This window comes from Clostridium sp. LBM24168 (assembly GCF_052953915.1).
On record NZ_CP196861.1, the window covers coordinates 2,111,621 to 2,131,516 of the forward strand.

Below are 19,896 nucleotides of genomic sequence, written 5' to 3' on the forward strand. Positions count from 1 at the left end.
CAACCAATAAAAAAGACAACCTTTAATATTAGTTGTCGGGTACTCGTGGAGGGATTATATTTATTCACCCTCTACGCTCTACACTACTTATAGCCTTTCGCAATCTATAAGTTTAGCACGGTATTACCATGGATTTCATTACTTAGATTTATGCTTTTTTATTCGTGGTTCTATTGAACAATGACAAGAACCACAAAGTGTAATAAGATTACTCAATTTATTAGCTTCTTTCCAGTTGCCATCAAATTTCTTATAGGCCTTTTTATGATGAACCTGTATATTTTCAGTAGCTCCGCATATTTGGCAAGTAAATTCATCTCTAATAAGCGCCTTTTTCCTTTGATTCTTCCAATTAGGCCCTCTATAGTCTTTAGCTCCTCCATGCCAATTAGGATTTAATGTTTCAGCAAAATGTTCACTAAAATATTCATACTTACATTTTTTGGAACAAAACTTGCCTTTTCCAATGTCAACTCTACTTTTAGGTTCATAAAATTCTTTGCCACATACCCAGCATTTCATTTTTATACTATTAAATAATGGATGTTTTTCACCACTCATTATTAAGCTATAATATTTGCTTGTACATTCTTTGCTACATAATGCAACGTTTTTAAATTGGCTTTTGGGTCTAGTAACTTGTTTACCGCAAATTACACATTTTTTTGTTTCTCTATTTTGCATTGCAATTGCAGCACATTCGTGACTACAATAAACATGCCTATGTCTCACTCTTGAAGGTACTTTAAAGAATTTCTTGCCACATACTTCACATGTATACTCTTCCTTATTTTCCATAGACTTATATTCACATTCTCTTGAGCAATATTTTTTGCGTGGCAAATCCCTTTTATATACTTCAAATTCTTTTCCGCAATAGGCACACTTAATTGTAGTCCTAGTATATTCTTTTCTACATTCTCTTGAGCAAAACTTTATTCTATCATATCGTGAAGGAGGTATATTAAACTCCTTGCCACAATTAATACACTTTTTTAACATAAAAAAACACCTCAATATAATTGTACTATAAATTGAGGACTGCTGTAATAAATAGCCTCCAGCAATTTTATTATAAAATCTTTAGATTTCACCGTTTTTATCCGATTTATAACTCGGCCAAATAGCGTTATTAAACCGAGTGCCAGCGTGATCTGATTTATACCATCAGCACCAAGCCCCAATCCGGAAGCAGCATCACCAATAGTAGATAAATCCGGAAGTATTTGCTTTACATTCCACCCAAAGGCAAGCATTTTTTTACTTGCATCAGCCAACTGTGGGAACTCAAATGGTGTTGCATTTGCCATATTCTGAGCTTGAAATAAAAATGAATTAGCTTTCTGCGCGCTTTTCAGCATTGTAGTAAATGCCATCTGTGTTTGTTCAAAATCCCCAGATATCTGCATTGGCCGGACTATACCCGCCCATGTTCCGCCGACACCAAGAAGTATTCCCTGTAAAGATACGGCCATACCCATGGTCTTGGTTATACCTCTTCGGATAATACCTAATCCAGAAGAAATTTTATCCTTGATAGTAACAGTAGCTGACCATGCAGTGCCTTTTATCTTGCCAAGACCTGACAGTATGGTTTTGGTTGGTCCGGATACTCTGTCTATGATATTTGTTTTTACAAATACTCCGGCACTGTTTAATCTATCCAGTCCACCTTTGATCTTACTTACCGGCCCTGATATTTTATCTATTATAGAAGTCGTTACAGCAACTTTCATCTTATTAAATCTTCCTATATTTCCATTTATCTTTTCTAACTGTTTTGTTGCCTTATCATTTATTTGTACTATAGGGTTAACGGCGGCTTTGTTTAACTTTTTCAATCCACCATTTATCTTTTCCATTTGTTTGGTTATTTTATCATTTATTCTTACAGCAGGAGAGGCATTTATTTTATTCAATATCCTGGCTCTTTTCTCCATACTAGCCAGGTATTTGTCCATGGCACTAAGTCTCTTTTTAGTATCATCATCACCTTTAACACCAATTACAATATCAAGATGATATATTTCTCTTTCAGCCATAATTACACCTCCCCTTTACTTCTTTCTTAACTTTTCCTCTGCCTCCATTTCAAGTTCAGCGCTGCCCAAATACATTAGTTGTTCCTCGTAAGGCATGTTGTAAAATTCTCTGAACCTTAAATTATGCCTTACCCAGAGGAAATTCATCAATCTAAGTTTGTATCTGGACTTGATGAGTTTTTTATTTTTTCCACATCCTTGAAACCATCATTGTATCCACTAAGATCCAGAACTTCATCACCTAAAACAGTCAATTCACCGGCAAGCAATTTTCTCTGCAATACTTCCTCCGCATCACTTACATGTAAAGCAGCTAACAATTTGCTATTGCCCCAATCAGGTGAAACAGTCGATTTTACTATTAACCCAACATTGAATTTATCATTATCAAACTTTGTTATCTCATTCCCCCGTATTTTCTCTACATAAGTGCACTCGTCCCTAAACCTTGATACTTGTTTGGCTGTCAATGCTTTCAATTTTACTGGAATACCAAGCCTCTCAATAAATACAGTTTTCGTAGGTACTTTTTGAGTATTTAAAAGCTTCTCTATTATCTGATCCTCACTCATATTATCCAGTTCAATACTTGAATTTTTATTGTTAATTTTGTTCATTACTAACCTCTCCTCTTTATTTTTTATATAAGAAAAACACCTGCTGTAAAAGCAAGTGTTTTCAATAAATATTCTCAAATTATTTTTTAATGTAATTCAATTGTGACATAGTAATATCATAGTTTTTATTATTTATATTGACGTAAAAATTTGTGCTGTCTGAATAAACAGCAAACAGCATAACACCATAGGTATCACCCTTTACACCAATATAGGAATTTTTCAGCGAATTATATAGTACAGTTGCTTCATCATTTTTATTGTCTTTCACGGTTATAGGGAAATCTCCTTTTATGGAATCCCTGGGGCTTGTGCCTGACAATAGTTTACCTTTGAAATACAGTGCTAAAACTGCATCTTTCTTTTTGGCATCATCATCTACAGATTTAACTGCCCCTGTGCTTCCGCCTCTGGCTCCAGCCTGTTCTGGTGTCTCCGTTTTTAGCCCATTGCCTATATCACTGTCATACTCTCCAAATTCAGCACCAATTAATTGTACCTGGATTTTTTTTATGTTCTGCGCTGGAGCATTAAGTCCTGCAACACTTTCTGATAAATTCGCATCTTTTGTATCATTTGCTACAGAAAGATTTATTTGCTCAACTTTAGGTTTCTCCACTTGTTGAACATTTGCAGTATTCAAAGCATCTGAATCTTTTCTTTCATCAAGTATAGTAAATATACTACTTGCAATTACAATAACTGCTATCAAAATTAATGCTGGCACAACTTTATCTTTATTTAATTTTGCCATATAACCATTCCCCTTTATTAACAAAATATTAATAAAATTATAGCATAATTTGTTAAAAAGGGGAATTTGTATCACTCGGCTTCTATAGGATCTAAAAGTTCATAACCCACAAAATTGAATGGTGTTTCCTCCTCTATTACATCCCCTGCTTTTAAATTCAACAGTTGAAGCTTGGTAGCCATGCAGTTTTTTACCCTTATTGTTTCATAACCGTAAGCTTCCGGATCTTCGAGGCTTGTCATTATTTCAAATTTTTTAAAACCTCTTTTTATCATGTCACTGGTAACTTTGTAACCATTCATGGTCCCGGAACCTTTAAGCGTACCAGTTTTGTACTGTGTCCAGTCCTGCCCCAAAAAATTAAGCTCTTTTATATCAGGTTCAACTTCTGCAGTGCATTCCTGCAAATTGGTCTGTTCAACTCCATCTATAAGTACATGCCCGAAACGGCCATGCACAACTCTTCCTGGTTCTAAAGCATTATACATATTTATCCCTCCTATTGAACATATCCTGTTCCAAATATTTTCTTCATGACATTTACGTAAGTTGCACTCCATTTCCAGTAAAACTCATCATCTTTGGCATTAGCTTGCATGTCTTTATCTATCTCAACAGTAAAATCATCCTTTATTATGCCGGCACCCTGTAATGTCTCAAAATACTTTTTTAGTGCAGATATAACAACCTTCTGGCCTATATCATCATTGCCAGTCTGTCCTATAAAGTCGCTTCTCTTTGCGCTCGTATCCTTGTCAACAGTATATAAAAACTTCACAGCCCTTATATAGCCCATGGCTTCGCTCTGCCCCTGCTTGAAAGTTTTGAGAGTATTCACATCATCTACAACTATCACACTCTGCTGCTCGTTGACAAGTACAAGTGTACCTGCTGCAAGTGCTGCTTCGACCTGCGTTTTGCTCAACTTGGGACTTACATCCTCAAATATAGTTTTTGCGTTCACAATGCTTTCCTTTATTCCCTTGCCAGTACCAAGCCCTGCTATATAACATGCAACCTCTGCAGGAGTGTACTTAACACCTTCATAGATTCCATTTATCCCGACATTCACAACAGCCTCGTCATTGAATGTTTTACTTTGTGAATTTATATCGTCGAGTGTGGTTTCGACATTGCCGCCATCACCCACATAGGCAATCACATCTGCTCCGTTTTCTTTATTTTTATCAATCCATGCCTGTACACTCATCTGCAAAGCTGTATCCCCGGTACCATCCAGTGCAAAAGCATCTATCTTATAGCCCTCAAATATAGCCATGGCATCAATATAGCCCTGGTTGGTTATATCTTCTATGCCATTGTTTCCACCCGTAAATGGCTGGCTTACTATACTTGCCAATGGAACATTACCGTCTGCAAGTTTACTGGCTTTCAGCCATACATTGTTGTCATTACTGTTTATTTTGTTCACAATATCATCTATGGTACCAGATACTTTAAATACATAAAGCTGTTCAGCTCCCTCATATAGAGTAATATCAGTCACAGTCTCTGAAATTATATCGGCTTTTATAGAAACATTAAAATCTCTTGTTGTAGGATATATTGTTTCAAGCTCTATAACATCCACCGGAGTATCGGCAGTAGTATCTTTAAGCTTTATGTCTGCAGCCTTGGCATTGCTGTCTGCCAGTCTATAAAGTAAAAGTTCTTTTGGGTTTCCTAATAAAGCCAATCTTCCAAGCCTGTAAGCCGTCAAATCCATATTGGAACCAAATTTATTCTTTAATTCTGGAATACTTGTAACAGATACAACCTCTTTTACTGGTCCCCAATCACTCTTAACCGGCATTGCAACAATACCGTTTGTCCCTTGGGACAGTGTATTTTCAGCAGCCCACATAAACCTGTTATACATTCCAGGTATGCTCGGCTTTTGTGTTTCACTCCATGTTCCTGTAGCCATATATTATTTCACCTTCCTTTTTAGAAATTCATCTATTGCCTTTTTGAAATCAGCTTTTGTCAATTCCTTTTCCTTGCAATTAAATAAAGCACCGACTGCTACTTCTTTTCCATAGCCAGTAAGTGCTTTGCTGTTTTCTATTAAATCCTCTATAGGATATTTAACCTCCTGCTGAGGTATGGCCATTTTGACCACGGGTGTCGGCGTTATTGGTGTGCTTGATTTTGTGCTACCGTTTGATACTGTAGTATTGGACTTGGCACTTGTATTTGCATTTGAAACCGGTGTTTCTTTCCCAGATGCATCATTCTTTTTAACCTCCGGATTATTTGTATCTGCCATAATTTATCACTCCTCTATCGTTCCCCTGCCCTCAATTTTATTCATGACAGGAATATTTTTTCTATTAATACTTTCAAACCTAAAGAAATCTATGCTTAGTTGACCCACCGTAAGTGGGTCTGCTTCTCTATCTTCTCTTATGCTGCTTATAGTTAAGTACCTTCTATCCTGGATATCCAAAGGTATTTTTGTATCCTGGATCAGCTCATTTTCCACAGTAGAAATAAAACTATTGGCTTCTCCTTTGTTTCTACTTACAAAATGGCACCGTATAGTCTTCAATATTTTATTTGCCCCCAATGTTGCAGGCGCAGGTTCAACTTTCAAAATTCTACAAAGTACAGAAGGTACCGCAAAATTCTTTCTCCAATAGTCTGGATACACAGGAATATTTATAAGATTATTTATATAACTGGACACAGCTTCAATCCATGGATCTACAGGAGATTCATCATCTTCATGCAGGGCTATAACAGTAAATTTAAGCCCTCTTGCTATGGCATCCCATTCCAGATCCACAGTATCCTGTCCTATGGCGCCATCAAAGATACAGGTAAATGTCTCATTTGTCTTGGAATCCTCTATAACCTGCATGTCCAGTGCTTTTATCACTTTATCACCCAATGAGTCAAGATTCTTAAAGGTAGTCCTCTCTTCATACAACCATACTTCTATGGTCCTCTTGAATCCAACTACCTCTCCATTGTCGGTATCATCACCCTGCAACACCACTGCGTAAGGTTTTGGAGTATCTTTTGTCGGAACATTGGGTTCATAACATTTATTACTAAGTTCCGGGATGCTGTCTATTAATTTCTGCCTTATTCCTGATCTCATATCTATTCACTCCAATACCTGATTATTTCATTGGCTACATTGCTTTTGTTATTTTTTAGGGTATCTCTTAAAATTGGCATAGGTTTCATTCCTTTTACCTTCTTGGCAAAATGCCTTTTTCCATCTTCATCAACCCAACTCAAGGCTTTTTTATTCACCGGAACTATAGGTCTATGCATTGGTCCGTATATTCCGGTACCTTCCTCCAGCCATTGTCCATATTCTTCGCTGTGAGCCAAGTATAAGGTATATTTTTTACCTTTAACTTCCACTCCACCTTTCAAACCTCTTCTAGCATCTCCACTTCTATCCTTCCAATAAGCCTTTGATTTGGCTTCGTTAACCAATAATGGTCTTATCTTATTGTTAAGCAAGCTCTGCATTCCACTTAATTTATGCTCTATAAAATCATTGACCTTTGTTCCCATAAAATCACATCCTTACATGGATTAATCTATACGATCCAAATCACATTCATATCCGCAGATTGTATCACTGATTATTATAGGATATACAGCTTTTATCTCGAATTTGTCACCATTACTTGTAAACTTTATTGACTGCGTTGGCTTGACATCCAATTCTGCATCCTTGTCTGCAATCATTTTATATCTACTGGTATAAGAAATGCCTTGAATCCCTGAATTTATGTTAATATTTACCGAATTTGTACTGGTGCCAATATAGATTAATACCGTTATTGTCTTATCAACAGTTTCATTTTCAAGGGCACCATCCACTTCTTTTTTTACAGTCATGGTAAATGTTATATCAGTAGGATTCACAGATATTGCCTTGTTGATTGAATTTATAATTTTATTCGGATTTATTCTAGCCATCAGCAGCCATCTGCCCTTCTCATAGAAGTTTTATATCCTGTATTTACAATTGGATTAAGCTTCGACTGTTCCTCCAAATAATCTGCTTGATATATGGAAGCCAGGTTGTTCCAATAATCCGGATCTGCATTTTCTATTTCTATAGGTCCTACTGTTATCTTTTTATCTGTATTTGCTTTCATCAAACAGCCTCTCCAGCTTGCCTTAAGAACATTATTGTCATTTACATCAAGCAAGTTTTGTAATTCTTCATCTGTAAATACCGGGTACTGGCTCTCATTAAGATTTACTTTCAATATTTCCAAAGGTGTAAATGCCATAACTATGCACCTGCCTCTGTCCCCTCCTTTTCCCCTTCTCCACCAGGTGGATTGGTTGGAGTATTTTCAGCTTCCTTTGGAATTTCAATATCAGCATATTTACTCAATTCTGCTACATCAGATTCTCTGATATCAAATTCCTGACCTTCTTTCAAATGCTCACCATTGTATTTGATGAACCGTCTTGCTTTTGCCTTAAACGTCTTTTCTGTGGTACTTGTATCTTTTTTAGCCATTTCTCTTAATCATCCTTTCTCAATAAAATTAAAGAGCAGCCTCATTTGACTACTCTAATTAATATACTGTTGCAAAGAATACCTCATCTGCCCTGTCAAAGCTAACTATAGGCATTACCGACACTTTTGTATCTACTGTTACCGGATCTTCTTTTACCATTGTTGTAACTGCAATTCCCGTATCAACTATATAAGTATCCAGCTTGGATGATCCTGACTGCTTGTCAAATTCCTCCGGTGTTGTACCATAGACAGTGTTTCCAAGCGTTGTACCACTCATAAGAGTTATCTTTCCATCTGCATAATACGGAATTGCATCTGCGCCCTCTTCTGGATTGTAAGTAGTGTCCTCAAGAAAAATAACCGTAAGTCCCAATACCTCTTTAGCAAATTGTACATAATTAGCCTGTGACAAAATTAGGGAAGTATTCAGATTGCTGTTCTTAATGTGATTGGTAATTACAGTGTTTATTAAAAATGTACTGTCAAACGTCTTTTCTGTTAAAAGCAAGACTGTTGGTTTTGCATAATGGTCATCCGTTATAGCTTTTTGAAATGCCTTTACATCTCCCACTATATCGGCATCAGGATTTGTCCATTTATCATCAACGATCAACACTTCCCTGTGATTTTCAGGAACGCCATAATCAACTACTATATCACCATCTTTGGAAGTAAAATTTAATACTCCATTCTGAATTACACTAGCCCTCATTTTCTTTGCTGTTATATTTGCACCTTCCACCAGGTTGGAATAATTCTCAAACACCTGACCCAGAAGTGCATTTACAAAGTTTTCATTGTTGGCACCAATTGCATTTTGCAGTTCCCTTCTTGTTGTCTCGTCAATCCCCATACCTTCTTTAAAGAACGGTATTTCAGTTGATTTCACATTCAAATCTGCACTCAATGCTCTCATCTTGGTTGCGGCATCAAAGGTACTCATTCTAAGTGCAACTGCCTTTTTCTTTGCTCCTTTTGCCATTTCAAGTTTTGTTCCAGTAACTTTTTTATCTGGAAATAACACTTTATCAACTGTAGATTCTGCCGGCAGCTCTTTAATATAAAGTGCAATATTCTTTGAACTTATATAATCACTTAAATTCATTAGTCAAATTCCTCCTTCTATTCTCCAAAAATAATCAGTTTCAAAGCAGATTTTTCAATTTCCTTTATGGCTTCATCTGCATTGAATTTAACTGCTGATTCGTATAAGGCGCCATGAACAAATACTGGAACTACTTCCGTAGCATCATCTGCACTTGCCGTGGGTGACATGGAACCTTTGAAGCTTATATCCTGATACACAACTCCCCATGCATCTGTGGTTGTAGTAGTTGATGTAACAGGTTTCCCATCTTTAGTTATCAAAGTACCTGCTGTTAATACTTCATTCGTATCAAGTAATGTAGCCACATCACCCTTTCTAACTTTTAATGGCAAAGAAATAAAATGATCCCCTGCAATTAATCTTAATTTATTTTGTTTGGCACCAATTGTATAACTTGTTTGTCTCATTACTTTTCACATCTCCTTTTTATTATTTGGCGAAATCCTCCAACCCTTTGGCCTTTAGAATTTCGGCTTTTTTCTTGCCCAGCTCCGTTGCAAAGTTGGTTTTTACTGCTTTGCTGCCATCTGAACCACCTCCAGTATTGAACGACCCTGTCCCATTAATTTCTTTCTCAAATAAATACTCATGTGACTTTTGGAGTGGTTCTATCTGCTCTTTAAGGCCTATGATATTGTCACCATCAACTTTGAGGTTTTCTTTATTCAGAAGTGCCATAATAAGCTTTTTATCCCTGACATTAAATGCATCAAGTCCTTTTTCCAAAGCAGTGTTAAAAGCAATATCCGACAGCTGCTTTTCATAAGTTTCTTTTTGAGTTTTATTTGTATTCTCCAATTCAGTAACCTTTTCTCTCAAACCATCAACATCTTTATATTGTTCCTTTAAATCCGAAATCTGTCTATCTCTTTCCCCTACCTGCTTTCTGTATTCTTTGGCCTGGCCGTTTGCCTGTTCAAATTTATCTTTAGGGATATACGCCCCACCAGATACGTCTTCATAATCCTTATTTTCATATTCTTTCTGCTTATCAGCTGGAAGCTGATTATATAACGCTTCTCCTATGATTTCCTTTAATTTTGCCATTTCAGTTCCTCCTTACTTTTTACAAAATAAAAAAGCCTTATTTGAGGCTTTAACCAAACAATCCCGTAGATTTCAATAATACCTTTATCATGTCATCACCCATATCAAATAATATTGATGTTAAGTAAAATACGATTCCTACTATAAAATAGGGTGCAGTACTTCTATTTAAGCCCTTAGGTTTACCGTAATATGAATCTGCTAAATAACACAGAAACATTAATATAAAAACCAATAGAAATCTCAAATCCTAATCACCTGCTTTTACTTTTAATGCATCTTTCAAACGTTTGGCAAATTCTCCAGTGCATTTATCTACATCATCAGGCAAAAGAGAAGATTTAACATCAACTCCTATATTAAAACCAATATCTTTATTTTCAGTGCACTTGGTAATTGCTATGGCCTGTATGTTAAATAAATTTACATAAGTGACTCCGTCTGTATCTTTAAGCTCATAACATACATAATCATCAACCTGTTTCCCACTTTCAGCCTTTTTATAATTTTCCTTGAGCTTTATTAATTCGCTTTCCTCTGCAGTACCACCTAAACTATTTCCACCATTCAACCAGATTAAATAATCTTTCATAACTACCTCCTTAAATTTGGACATAATAAAAGCACCTACTATTTTCACTTAGTAAGTGCTCATTACTCTGTATCAACCACAAAATTTTTATCATTCAATTTTTCAAATTTCTGTTTCAGGTTTTTCCTATATAGACTCACATCATAATAGTGAAACCCATTGTATCCTTCATCTTCCTCATCATCTAAAATACCATTGTATTCTATAACTATTTTCTCATTTTTCCTTTTTAGCCAATCATCTGTACTTTCTACAAACAATATATCATCCTTTGCTATATCCAGTTTTTCTATCAATTCGTCCCTGTCTATTTTATCTTTAGTATACAGATTACATCCATCATACACAATTATCACTCTCCTTCCTGTAGTATACTCTGGATCTTTTGAATCATATATTCTGTAGCCCCCATATTTTTAAGTATATCCATAAGTTTTGGATTGTTTTTATCTGTTTTCATCTTGATTAACACCTTATATTCAAGCCTTGTCAATGTTATAAAACCATCACCACTTATAGGGTAAAATCTATTACCATGATAGCCATATACCCTGCCATTAACCTCAAAAGTATCATTTACTTTATTATACAATCCTTTCTTTATATCTTCAATATCCTTGTTGTAATCGACATATGGAAGGATTACCGTATTATTTTCTTTTATTTTAGAATTTTTACCTATTGATTGAAGTCTGTGTCTTTTAGCCAATGGAGGTTCGTAATTTTGTATTTTTTCTAATTCATCAACATTAACATTAGATTTAACCTCTCGAATCTGAATATTGATTTTGCCAGTTTGGAAATCATAATTTCCCTTGGTTTCAATTCCGGAATACTTTTTACTTTGAACCCAATTATCTATATCAGACTTAATTTGAGAATTAACTTCACCCTTGCTCCAATCTTTCATGGTTTCAATACACTTGCCTATCTCCTCAATCACTTCTGTCATATAGCATAAACAATTGGGGTGCTGTAGTGGCAAATCCTCCGGTGCAAACACCTTCCCATTATATTCGTCACATATATCACTCATTCCATGCATGCGCATAAAATGGCTTGAACTTAAATTCCACTTGAGTCCTTTGCAGAACGGATTTCTTATAGCATTTTGAATCAGTGTCTCAGTTTGTGCATGAGTAATTGAAGTTCTGGCCAACCTTTGAGCCTGGTAAGAGATCTTATTGCTTATTCCAGCCTTAAAGCTTTTTGCTGTTACCCTATTCTTTGGATTAACATATTTGTCCAGTTCTGCTGCAAGTTCTTTAACATTGGCTCCTTTGGCAATATTGGTTTTTATAATCTTGTCAATTTTACTGCCATTGTCACCAGTTATATTCCAGAGCCTTTTACTTAAAGTCTTGCCATCTTTATAATAATTTCCTGATATAAGCTGTTTTACTGCATTGCTTGATACCTTCGTTATAGTTCTTTTCAGGGCTTCATTGGTAACTTTATCAGGTGAAATCATATCTACGAAACTAAGCTGCACACCCTTTTGTATATCAGAACTTTTTTGGATATTATTTTCAATTGTTTTACTGAGCTTATAATAAAGCTCTGCCCTGTACTCATTGATTAATTTATATTGTTCTATCTTATGATTTCTAGTTCTGGAATCTGGCATACTTAAGATTTCATCTATAAGTTTATCCCCTGAATGTTTATAAATATTAAAAAGTTCTTTTTCCTGCTCAAAGTTCAAGGATGCAAATTGCTTTCTGGCATCAAAGATCATCTTTTCATATTTATTCATAACTACTCACCAGTACTCAAATTGTTATCAATATCACTATTTAGTTCACTGTTCAATCCTTCAGTAAATGAATCCTCTGCATTAGTCAACTGTGACTTTTCTTTAAGTATCTCATTCCATTCATCCTTGGCATTTTCAGTATCCGAATAATCCTTGATATAAGACTGATGTGACCTTACTCCACTATCTATCTCACTCATTGCCAGTGTTTTCTTTGCTTCATCATCACTTGGCAGTGGGTAGTTATGCTCAAATAAAGTACTGTATTTCAATTTATTCCACGATTTATCATACTTTCCCGGATAACATGTTTCTGCAGCTTCCTTTATAAATTCAAATAATCCTGAAAAAGCCGGAGCCCAATCATTCCACTTTTCCTCGCATCTGGCAACCAAATCATTATAAAGGTATCCCATAGCCTTGGCACTTGGAATATTATTCAGGTCCTTCAATTTAGGCATATCCATAGTAAAGTTCATATCTGCTTCAGCCCTTTCCAGATAAGCCTCAACAGCTGAATTATTTCCCATAGTATATTCCAATCTTTGCACTATTGCCTGTCTGCTATTATCAGATGCATTATTATTTGTCTTTACTGCATGAAGTGCACCGGGAGCTATGGTAAATTTATTGACATCATCTTCATTTCCATCAATGACAACCTCAGCACCAAACATCTGAAACCTCAACGCATCCCTGAAATCACTAACAGTTCTGTTGTACTGGTTTTGTATATCTGTCAATTCCTCTACATCAGATTCACCAAATGAGTTATTTAATTCCCCACCATTTTTTATCAACCAACATGGAATAGTTGAAAATCCAGTATCAATTTCTATTGTTAGATTCTCCTGAAGGTCTGAATTTTTATATGTTTCTTTTTTATACCATGCCTGTCTTCCTCCATTTTCCGTGAATTTGTAATAATAAGTATGAAGGTAATAGAGCTTTTCCATATCTGACTCTTTATATGCATTTTCCTCATCTTCTTCAAAAAACATGACATATAAAAGTTTCCCGTTTTTCTCCTTGTAATAGAAATTCTCTATTGATTCATATTTAATGACCAATGAAGAACCGGGGTTTGCTTCTACTCTGAGCAGGACTCTTTTTTTAATAGAGGATTCTAAAAATGCTTTTTTAGTTGTGGGCCAGAAAGAGTTATCATCCAGTACATCCTCAATAAATTTTCTAAGTTCTTCACATTTATTTCTATCTTCTTTATTGTCCGGTTTGAATTTTAGAGTAGGCCTTACCCCAAACATCCAGCGCGCCTGCTTTCTGAGTAATGGCTTGATTTTATTTCTTATGTCCTGTGTTGGCTTATAATCACAGTTATCATCCACCGGCCAATTTTGTCCATATAATATTGGTACATGTTTGGCCATTTCCAAATCTATGGATTTACCCTTATAAAAAATATAGTCTTCTCTTACTTTTATTCTTTCCTCTATTTCATTGCCGGGTAAATTCAACAATGTATCTCTTATTGACTTGGCTTGTCTTTCTTCGCTACTTTCCACTAGAACACTTCTCCTCCTTTCCTTCCATAAGGGTCATCAACTTTATTTTTAATTACGCCTCTGCCTTTGTTATAGACAGAATCATCATATTTTTGTTCTTTAATATCAGCAACCTCATAACCATCAAGTCCATACCAGATAGCACTAAAGGTATGTGGATCTATATTAAATACATCCTCTATAATTTCTCCATTTTTATCAACAGCATAAGTGAGATCCTTTAATTCTTCTATGGTATTAGTGCAATTTGAAGAACACACTATTTTCTTAAATCTCTTTACCTTCTTGGTATTCTGCAGCCTGGAACCTTGAAATTTTTTAGCACCTCTGATGTTAAATCCCTGCTGTCTATAATATTTAATTGTCTTAGGTTCAGCTGAATCCGCATTAATTTGTTCCTGGGTGTCTTTAAACTCAGCTATCTCAACAGCAGTTCTATCATCTGTCATTTGATTCTTATAATACTCCCAGTAAATATAAAGTATCTTACTGTCATCATCAATACACATCCTTACAATGGCGTTATATGATTTCTCAAATCCAAAGTCGAAACCAACCCTTTTAATTGGATTCTTTATGTTTCCTATAGCTTGAAGTACCTCATAATGAGGAGCAACTTCAAATTGTGGAAGTACTCTCCTGCCGTTTACTCCAAATCTACCCTTCCTGGCTATTCTATATAAATCAGGGTCGTATGCCTTTAATTCATCAAGCTGCTGTACATAACTTTTAGGTAAAAATAAATTATCATCTGCCAGCGAGTGATGATAATATGTGTTGTTCCTTACAACTATTCTTTTTTTATAGAGTTCTTCATCATCCAGTATGAATATTTTCTTCTTTTCATTTTTGAAGAAGTGCTTGTATGTCCAACTATCTTTCGATACAGGATTGGTAGAAAGAATCATATGCAATGACAAGCTTGGATGTCTTAAACGCCCTAGAAGCTCCTTAAATCCTGCATATTTTACCTCTGAACATTCCTCTATCCATACTATAGAAACATTGTTTATAGATTTCAGCTTTGAAGGTTTATCCATGCCCTTGAATATTATCTTGGAACCATTAGGAAACTTAACCTGCATTGGTGAAGCTGTGAATTTAATTCTATCATCAAGTCCCATATCAGTTACTATTTCCTCTAAAAGTGAATAGCAGCTGTCTCTTATAGTATCAAATACTTCTCTCACTATTAGAGCGGTTCTTTTTTCCTGAAGCAGTTTAAGTATTAATTTTAGAGCTACATGGTAACTCTTTGACGATCCATAACCGCCGACTAAAAAATAGAATTTATAATCCCAGTTGAAAATAAAATCTTCAAAACTTGGATTTATTTCTTTTTCTATAAGCATTATTCATCACTTTTTCTCTTTATCATAATTTCTATAGGTTTATCTTTGTCAGGATTTTTGGTCTTTTCAACTTCACATCTTAGCTTCTCAATTCTAAGTTTCTGCTCCTCTGTGGCCTTATCCCAATTATTATGAAGCATTTCATCATACTGCTTTATGAGACTTCTCAGTTCTGACATTGCCCTTGATTGAGCCTGCAGAAATGTAGCCTGTTTATCCCATGCAAACTGCAATTCATATTCTTTTTCCCAACTGTCAGAAGTTTCTCCAGTGGACTCCTTTTCTCTTTTGAGTACTTTAGTCAAATCCTTCTGGTTCTTCACACTCATAATTCTCTGGGACCTTGCTATGGCTGTATACTGAATTATTATGTTTTCCCACAGCATATCCAACGGATCTTTAACCATAATATCCTCCACTATTTCTATTGTTTCAGGTGGAAAAATCTTAGAAAAAAAGCCATGTGTTTCAGCGTTTTTATTACCTTTCGGTACGCTGCTCACATGACCTTTTGAATTCTTATTTTTGGGTTGGGCACCCTTTTTTCGTTTGGAACGTTCCGTATTCTTTTGGAGCGTTCCATTCAATTTACTGTCCCATTTATCTTTATTCTTCCACCCTCTTATAGTTCCAGGTGAAAGATTCAACATCTCTGCAATCTTTACTAAATCAATATTTCCGTTATTCTCTTTGTAAATCTCAAATGCTTTGTCCCTGTTCGGGCTTCTCTGCCTCGGCATGTCTACACTGTCACCACCTGCCTATTCGTTTTGTTTTGGATGTAAAAAAGAGCCTTAATGCAAGGTTCTTTAAATTATATTCATTATCTTTTTTACCATTGGTTCAAAATATTTTACGCTATCTTTAGCTGTTGTAATATGTGCTCCTTTTAGGCCATCATGACTTCCACAATCAAAAACAGGTTTTCTTGCATTTAAAGAATAAGGAATTAAGCTATGAAGATTGGGTATCTTACCTAAATTAAAACTATCCTTCCCGTATTGTGACGTTTGACCCAATGGCTGTAACTTATTAACTATATTTTTTTGTATAGCTTCTTCTAATTTATTTCCAAATATTTGCCATCCTTGTGTCATTCCTTGATTATTACTTCTAATATTATGTTGTTGCATAACATATCCTAAAAAAGATGGCTTTCCTTTTGGTATAATTAATCCAGATTTATTTTCCCTATTACATTGTTCCCATTCTTTCTCCCATAGGATAAGTTTATTCCCTAAGTTTTCTGTACCTCTTATAGAGAATAAATCTGGTGAAGCTGGGATTATAAAATAATCACTTCCTCCAAGCACAGTTCTATTTAACGAACCTAAATTAGGTCCTAAATCTATCATTATAATATCAGCTTTTATTTTTTCTGCCGCCCATTGAATGTATCTATAAACCGCTGATTGTATTCTAATATCAGATTCGCTACCTCCTTTAGCCTTAATCCATGAATCTCCTAGCTTATCTTCATAATTAGTAAGATATAAATCTCCCGGAACTATATATAAATTATCTTTAACCTTTTCTGGGGATCTTTGTCTTATATCTCCCAAACCTTTTTCTACTGGTTCAAGTATTCTATATATGCTATTTCCTTTCTCCCCCCAAGATCTCAAAATTGATGCGTCATCAAGAGTATATGACGTTAAATTACATTGGCTATCGCAATCAACCATTAAAACTTTTATATCTTTCTTACACAACAAATGCGCAATATGGTACATATATGTAGTTTTTCCAACTCCACCTTTATTATTAAATATACTTAACGTAACTACCATATTTAGTTCATCTCCTCTAAATATATTATTCTACATTAATAATATTTTTCCTTTTTTATTCTTCTTTACCTCACCCTCTTAATAGCACCCTTGTCCCTTTTGTAGCAGTCTTTGATGTATATGCCAATATATGTTTATTCCTCTACTCTAAAGCATATTTACAAATACTACTCTTACACCTACAAGAACATATCCTTCTCTCTTTCCTGTTAGGGCACTTTCTGCAATATTCTTCAAAATTGTTGTAATACAGTTTCGTATAATATTCATCATCACGTTTCAAGCTTATCACTCCCGACTTTTCTCCACGCAAAATAAGCACCCAAAATAATGGATGCTTATTAAAAGGAGATCTATGAAATTATTGTTCAATTGCGGTTGCATTTAAGTTTATCGTGCCCTGCAACCACAGACACCTTCTTGTAACAATAGAGGGAACTATTATTTTTAAGTTTTTCTTAAGGATGTTTCCTTAATATGATTATTATTTTACAGGTCATTTGTTACAGCGTTATGTCAAATTTATTAATTAACCATTTACTTTATTAACGATATTAAAATGACACCCAACATTACGTTAGGTGCCGTTACACATATATAGGAATTTTATATTTACGGTTTCCCGCATTGGAGCTCCATTTAACCCTGGAGCCATAGATATATCAAAAGGAGAACTTATATCTTAGCCATAATCGACTATATATAGTATATAATACTTTTACATGAATTTTGTCCCAACTTTGTCTCACTTTTGTTTCAAATCTGTCTCATTTTTGTCTCACGATTTTTATTTGCAACTAAATTGATTACTATTTTTTATAGCCATTTCTATAACTTTCCCATCAGCACTTTCGTTAATTTTTAATTTTCCCTTCTTTAATCCTAATAGATCTTCAATTTCCTCTGGTGGTAAAGTCAATCCCATATTAGACATTTCTAGCAATATACCTTTAACATCTAAAATATCATTATCTAGTAAAATATCTATTGCTCTATTTAAAACAGTTGGTTTGCTCATAATTAAGGTATCGTCTAATGGTTCACGTTTTCTCCAACCAAGTTTACTTATTTTTTTCATTGCAACTTGATACGATCCATTAGTAAGTATTCCTAAATGATTTGCTCTAACTAACATAGCAGAAATTGAAGCTCTCCATTTTTTCTTCAATTGTTTGTAATAATTCAAATTTGTCGGATACATACTTACATCTTTAGCAAATCCATTCTTAGGTAAAAGAAATGCTGATGCAAAAGCGTGAGCTTCATTTTCCATATTTCTGATCTCTTCTCTAGTTAAATCTTCTATATCCAAAAATCCGTCATGGATTATTATATGTCCAAGTTCATGCGCTAAACTAAATTGTCTTCTTGCAGCTGAATATTTATCATTTCCTAATACTACTATGAAATACTTCACCCCATTTATATTCTGCTGCTGGCTATACGCATCTATAGTATCAGTATTAGTATTCATAGAAGTAATTATCATCCCATTTTTTTCAAGAAGATATACCATATCTTTAATAGGCTCTTCACCTAATCCCCAATAATCTCTAAGCCCCATAGCCATATCTTCTATTCCCATATCTTCTTTAAAATCAGGCAAATTCAGCTCAGGAAATTCTATATATTCATTCAAAAAATTAAAAATCTTTCCTATTAATTTAGTTTTTTCCTTTTGAATATTTTCCTCTTTTTTTGTCATTTTACTTAATGCTCTAAAATAAGTATTCCCTAACTGTATATTCACTTCATCTTTTTCATAAAAATAATCTCTTGGAAATTTAAGATTATTTACAATTTTTATCAATGTCTCAAATAGAGGAGATGATTTACCATTTTCAAATTGGGAAACAGCCTGCTTTGATACTCCTATATCCTCAGCCAGATCTTTTATAGTTTTTCCTCTATATTTTCTGGCAGATTTGAGCCTTTCTCCATTAAATTCTCTATTTATTTTTTTAACTGCATCTTCTTTATTACCATTTAACATTTTTCATGCTAGCCTCCTAAATGCAACTAATTTTTATTTTTGTCTTTTTTATTTTTGGTTCCTTTTTTGCTAACCATATCTTCTTTTTCAGTTTGATTGAATTTTTCTTTTCTAATTTTCAAGTCTATAATCTTGTGACCTTCATCTAATTCAATATCCTCAGTATCAGTAATTTCTTCAATTGTAGGTGAAATAAATTTATCCCAATTATATGACTTTTTAATCTCAAGATTATAATTTGCTATGTTTCCTGATATTGAGGTCAATCTATCATTATTCTCTTCAAATAAAATATTTACACACAATTTAGCTTCTCTTTGTATTTCCCCTATCATGTCATCTAATTGTTGGTGTATATTACTAGTCAAATCAGATAAAGTTACATTCTTTTTTAAAAATGGAAATGTTCCTTGAACGGCTATAGGTTCTTTTGGATATATATTTCTTAAATTTATTGAATTAAGCATTCTTGCATAGTGATGTAATGTATTATCTTTTTTGTTTATACCTAGAAATGTGCTTTTTCTAAATATTACATAAACAATTTTTGAATGTACATTATACAAAACTACAAATTTCCATAAAGCACATCTGTTAACTGCATAACAATTAAACTCAGTATTTTTAAAATTCTGTTCTATATTATCAAATATATAGTTCCATCTATCTAAATATTTTCCATTATCATATTTTAAGCCTCTATCTAATAGATGTTGATACCATTGGCTTCTTGAATCATCAATAGATTTTATAATTGACTTTATAGGTTCTTCATCCAATACTTTCTCTGGAATATTAACATCTGACATACTAATTCA

26 protein-coding genes are annotated in these 19,896 nt (G+C 34.3%); all 26 read right to left on the reverse strand.

All coding sequences use genetic code 11. The features are described from left to right. Positions 1-138: 138 nt before the first annotated feature. Positions 139-1,002 (reverse strand): HNH endonuclease, encoded by an 864-nt coding sequence (locus ACSVC9_RS10400; protein WP_446897424.1) that lies wholly within the window; start codon positions 1,000-1,002, stop codon positions 139-141. A gap of 11 nt (positions 1,003-1,013) precedes the next feature. After that, positions 1,014-2,042, reverse strand: coding sequence for a hypothetical protein (locus ACSVC9_RS10405; RefSeq protein WP_446897425.1), 1,029 nt, complete (start codon positions 2,040-2,042; stop codon positions 1,014-1,016). A 146-nt stretch (positions 2,043-2,188) separates the two neighbouring features. Then, entirely contained in the window at positions 2,189-2,659 is a 471-nt protein-coding gene (locus tag ACSVC9_RS10410; RefSeq protein ID WP_446897426.1) for a phage tail assembly chaperone, read from the reverse strand. Between the two features lie 79 nt (positions 2,660-2,738). Next, a complete protein-coding gene (locus tag ACSVC9_RS10415) occupies positions 2,739-3,413 on the reverse strand; it encodes a hypothetical protein (protein ID WP_446897427.1) in 675 nt (224 codons plus the stop codon). Between the two features lie 71 nt (positions 3,414-3,484). Continuing rightward, a complete protein-coding gene (locus tag ACSVC9_RS10420; protein WP_446897428.1) occupies positions 3,485-3,901 on the reverse strand; it encodes a phage tail tube protein in 417 nt (138 codons plus the stop codon). Positions 3,902-3,912: 11 nt separating this feature from the next. Continuing rightward, the gene (locus ACSVC9_RS10425; protein ID WP_446897429.1) at positions 3,913-5,340 is read right to left on the reverse strand and encodes a phage tail sheath family protein; all 1,428 of its coding nucleotides are present in this window, start codon (positions 5,338-5,340) and stop codon (positions 3,913-3,915) included. Between the two features lie 3 nt (positions 5,341-5,343). Further along, a complete protein-coding gene (locus ACSVC9_RS10430; RefSeq protein ID WP_446897430.1) occupies positions 5,344-5,682 on the reverse strand; it encodes a hypothetical protein in 339 nt (112 codons plus the stop codon). A 6-nt stretch (positions 5,683-5,688) separates the two neighbouring features. Next, a complete protein-coding gene (locus ACSVC9_RS10435; RefSeq protein ID WP_446897431.1) occupies positions 5,689-6,519 on the reverse strand; it encodes a hypothetical protein in 831 nt (276 codons plus the stop codon). 2 nt (positions 6,520-6,521) lie between these two features. Then, a complete protein-coding gene (locus ACSVC9_RS10440; RefSeq protein ID WP_446897432.1) occupies positions 6,522-6,947 on the reverse strand; it encodes a hypothetical protein in 426 nt (141 codons plus the stop codon). Between the two features lie 21 nt (positions 6,948-6,968). Continuing rightward, entirely contained in the window at positions 6,969-7,358 is a 390-nt protein-coding gene (locus tag ACSVC9_RS10445; RefSeq protein WP_446897433.1) for a hypothetical protein, read from the reverse strand. After that, positions 7,358-7,678, reverse strand: coding sequence for a hypothetical protein (locus ACSVC9_RS10450; protein WP_446897434.1), 321 nt, complete (start codon positions 7,676-7,678; stop codon positions 7,358-7,360). Before ACSVC9_RS10450 ends, ACSVC9_RS10445 begins: the two co-directional genes overlap by 1 nt. 2 nt (positions 7,679-7,680) lie before the next feature. Then, complete coding sequence (locus ACSVC9_RS10455) at positions 7,681-7,914, reverse strand: DUF7210 family protein (RefSeq protein ID WP_446897435.1); 234 nt, start codon at positions 7,912-7,914, stop codon at positions 7,681-7,683. A 58-nt stretch (positions 7,915-7,972) separates the two neighbouring features. After that, on the reverse strand, positions 7,973-9,022 hold the full coding sequence (locus ACSVC9_RS10460; RefSeq protein WP_446897436.1) for a major capsid protein: 1,050 nt from the start codon (positions 9,020-9,022) through the stop codon (positions 7,973-7,975). A 17-nt stretch (positions 9,023-9,039) separates the two neighbouring features. After that, complete coding sequence (locus ACSVC9_RS10465; protein WP_446897437.1) at positions 9,040-9,432, reverse strand: hypothetical protein; 393 nt, start codon at positions 9,430-9,432, stop codon at positions 9,040-9,042. A gap of 22 nt (positions 9,433-9,454) precedes the next feature. After that, positions 9,455-10,072: a phage scaffolding protein gene (locus ACSVC9_RS10470; protein WP_446897438.1), complete on the reverse strand. Its 618-nt coding sequence runs from the start codon at positions 10,070-10,072 to the stop codon at positions 9,455-9,457. Between the two features lie 49 nt (positions 10,073-10,121). Then, complete coding sequence (locus ACSVC9_RS10475) at positions 10,122-10,319, reverse strand: hypothetical protein (protein ID WP_446897439.1); 198 nt, start codon at positions 10,317-10,319, stop codon at positions 10,122-10,124. A 3-nt stretch (positions 10,320-10,322) separates the two neighbouring features. Next, complete coding sequence (locus tag ACSVC9_RS10480; protein ID WP_446897440.1) at positions 10,323-10,664, reverse strand: hypothetical protein; 342 nt, start codon at positions 10,662-10,664, stop codon at positions 10,323-10,325. 62 nt (positions 10,665-10,726) lie between these two features. Continuing rightward, positions 10,727-11,011 (reverse strand): hypothetical protein, encoded by a 285-nt coding sequence (locus ACSVC9_RS10485; RefSeq protein ID WP_446897441.1) that lies wholly within the window; start codon positions 11,009-11,011, stop codon positions 10,727-10,729. Positions 11,012-11,016: 5 nt separating this feature from the next. Continuing rightward, positions 11,017-12,420: a hypothetical protein gene (locus ACSVC9_RS10490; RefSeq protein ID WP_446897442.1), complete on the reverse strand. Its 1,404-nt coding sequence runs from the start codon at positions 12,418-12,420 to the stop codon at positions 11,017-11,019. A gap of 2 nt (positions 12,421-12,422) precedes the next feature. Beyond that, entirely contained in the window at positions 12,423-13,943 is a 1,521-nt protein-coding gene (locus ACSVC9_RS10495) for a phage portal protein (RefSeq protein ID WP_446897443.1), read from the reverse strand. Next, positions 13,943-15,295, reverse strand: a complete 1,353-nt coding sequence (locus tag ACSVC9_RS10500; protein ID WP_446897444.1) for a PBSX family phage terminase large subunit — start codon at positions 15,293-15,295, stop codon at positions 13,943-13,945. Before ACSVC9_RS10500 ends, ACSVC9_RS10495 begins: the two co-directional genes overlap by 1 nt. Beyond that, on the reverse strand, positions 15,295-16,035 hold the full coding sequence (gene terS / locus ACSVC9_RS10505) for a phage terminase small subunit (RefSeq protein ID WP_446897445.1): 741 nt from the start codon (positions 16,033-16,035) through the stop codon (positions 15,295-15,297). Before terS ends, ACSVC9_RS10500 begins: the two co-directional genes overlap by 1 nt. A gap of 69 nt (positions 16,036-16,104) precedes the next feature. Then, complete coding sequence (locus ACSVC9_RS10510; protein WP_446897446.1) at positions 16,105-17,085, reverse strand: ParA family protein; 981 nt, start codon at positions 17,083-17,085, stop codon at positions 16,105-16,107. 147 nt (positions 17,086-17,232) lie between these two features. Then, positions 17,233-17,355: a hypothetical protein gene (locus ACSVC9_RS10515; RefSeq protein ID WP_446897447.1), complete on the reverse strand. Its 123-nt coding sequence runs from the start codon at positions 17,353-17,355 to the stop codon at positions 17,233-17,235. 517 nt (positions 17,356-17,872) lie between these two features. Then, positions 17,873-19,078, reverse strand: coding sequence for a helix-turn-helix domain-containing protein (locus tag ACSVC9_RS10520; RefSeq protein ID WP_446897448.1), 1,206 nt, complete (start codon positions 19,076-19,078; stop codon positions 17,873-17,875). Between the two features lie 26 nt (positions 19,079-19,104). Further along, a complete protein-coding gene (locus ACSVC9_RS10525; RefSeq protein WP_446897449.1) occupies positions 19,105-19,887 on the reverse strand; it encodes a DUF5986 family protein in 783 nt (260 codons plus the stop codon). Positions 19,888-19,896: the final 9 nt, after the last annotated feature.

Bases quoted from the DNA above. Each gene is read 5' to 3' on its own strand.
- ACSVC9_RS10490 (WP_446897442.1), bottom strand. From the start codon at position 12,420: ATGAATAAATATGAAAAGATGATCTTTGATGCCAGAAAGCAATTTGCA.
- ACSVC9_RS10450 (WP_446897434.1), bottom strand. From the start codon at position 7,678: ATGGCATTTACACCTTTGGAAATATTGAAAGTAAATCTTAATGAGAGC.
- ACSVC9_RS10425 (WP_446897429.1), bottom strand. From the start codon at position 5,340: ATGGCTACAGGAACATGGAGTGAAACACAAAAGCCGAGCATACCTGGA.
- ACSVC9_RS10460 (WP_446897436.1), bottom strand. From the start codon at position 9,022: ATGAATTTAAGTGATTATATAAGTTCAAAGAATATTGCACTTTATATT.
- ACSVC9_RS10480 (WP_446897440.1), bottom strand. From the start codon at position 10,664: ATGAAAGATTATTTAATCTGGTTGAATGGTGGAAATAGTTTAGGTGGT.
- ACSVC9_RS10515 (WP_446897447.1), bottom strand. From the start codon at position 17,355: ATGAATATTATACGAAACTGTATTACAACAATTTTGAAGAATATTGCA.
- ACSVC9_RS10405 (WP_446897425.1), bottom strand. From the start codon at position 2,042: ATGGCTGAAAGAGAAATATATCATCTTGATATTGTAATTGGTGTTAAA.
- terS (WP_446897445.1), bottom strand. From the start codon at position 16,035: ATGCCGAGGCAGAGAAGCCCGAACAGGGACAAAGCATTTGAGATTTAC.
- ACSVC9_RS10455 (WP_446897435.1), bottom strand. From the start codon at position 7,914: ATGGCTAAAAAAGATACAAGTACCACAGAAAAGACGTTTAAGGCAAAA.
- ACSVC9_RS10415 (WP_446897427.1), bottom strand. From the start codon at position 3,413: ATGGCAAAATTAAATAAAGATAAAGTTGTGCCAGCATTAATTTTGATA.
- ACSVC9_RS10400 (WP_446897424.1), bottom strand. From the start codon at position 1,002: ATGTTAAAAAAGTGTATTAATTGTGGCAAGGAGTTTAATATACCTCCT.
- ACSVC9_RS10420 (WP_446897428.1), bottom strand. From the start codon at position 3,901: ATGTATAATGCTTTAGAACCAGGAAGAGTTGTGCATGGCCGTTTCGGG.
- ACSVC9_RS10510 (WP_446897446.1), bottom strand. From the start codon at position 17,085: ATGGTAGTTACGTTAAGTATATTTAATAATAAAGGTGGAGTTGGAAAA.
- ACSVC9_RS10520 (WP_446897448.1), bottom strand. From the start codon at position 19,078: ATGTTAAATGGTAATAAAGAAGATGCAGTTAAAAAAATAAATAGAGAA.
- ACSVC9_RS10440 (WP_446897432.1), bottom strand. From the start codon at position 6,947: ATGGGAACAAAGGTCAATGATTTTATAGAGCATAAATTAAGTGGAATG.
- ACSVC9_RS10410 (WP_446897426.1), bottom strand. From the start codon at position 2,659: ATGAACAAAATTAACAATAAAAATTCAAGTATTGAACTGGATAATATG.
- ACSVC9_RS10430 (WP_446897430.1), bottom strand. From the start codon at position 5,682: ATGGCAGATACAAATAATCCGGAGGTTAAAAAGAATGATGCATCTGGG.
- ACSVC9_RS10465 (WP_446897437.1), bottom strand. From the start codon at position 9,432: ATGAGACAAACAAGTTATACAATTGGTGCCAAACAAAATAAATTAAGA.
- ACSVC9_RS10435 (WP_446897431.1), bottom strand. From the start codon at position 6,519: ATGAGATCAGGAATAAGGCAGAAATTAATAGACAGCATCCCGGAACTT.
- ACSVC9_RS10445 (WP_446897433.1), bottom strand. From the start codon at position 7,358: ATGGCTAGAATAAATCCGAATAAAATTATAAATTCAATCAACAAGGCA.
- ACSVC9_RS10500 (WP_446897444.1), bottom strand. From the start codon at position 15,295: ATGCTTATAGAAAAAGAAATAAATCCAAGTTTTGAAGATTTTATTTTC.
- ACSVC9_RS10470 (WP_446897438.1), bottom strand. From the start codon at position 10,072: ATGGCAAAATTAAAGGAAATCATAGGAGAAGCGTTATATAATCAGCTT.
- ACSVC9_RS10525 (WP_446897449.1), bottom strand. From the start codon at position 19,887: ATGTCAGATGTTAATATTCCAGAGAAAGTATTGGATGAAGAACCTATA.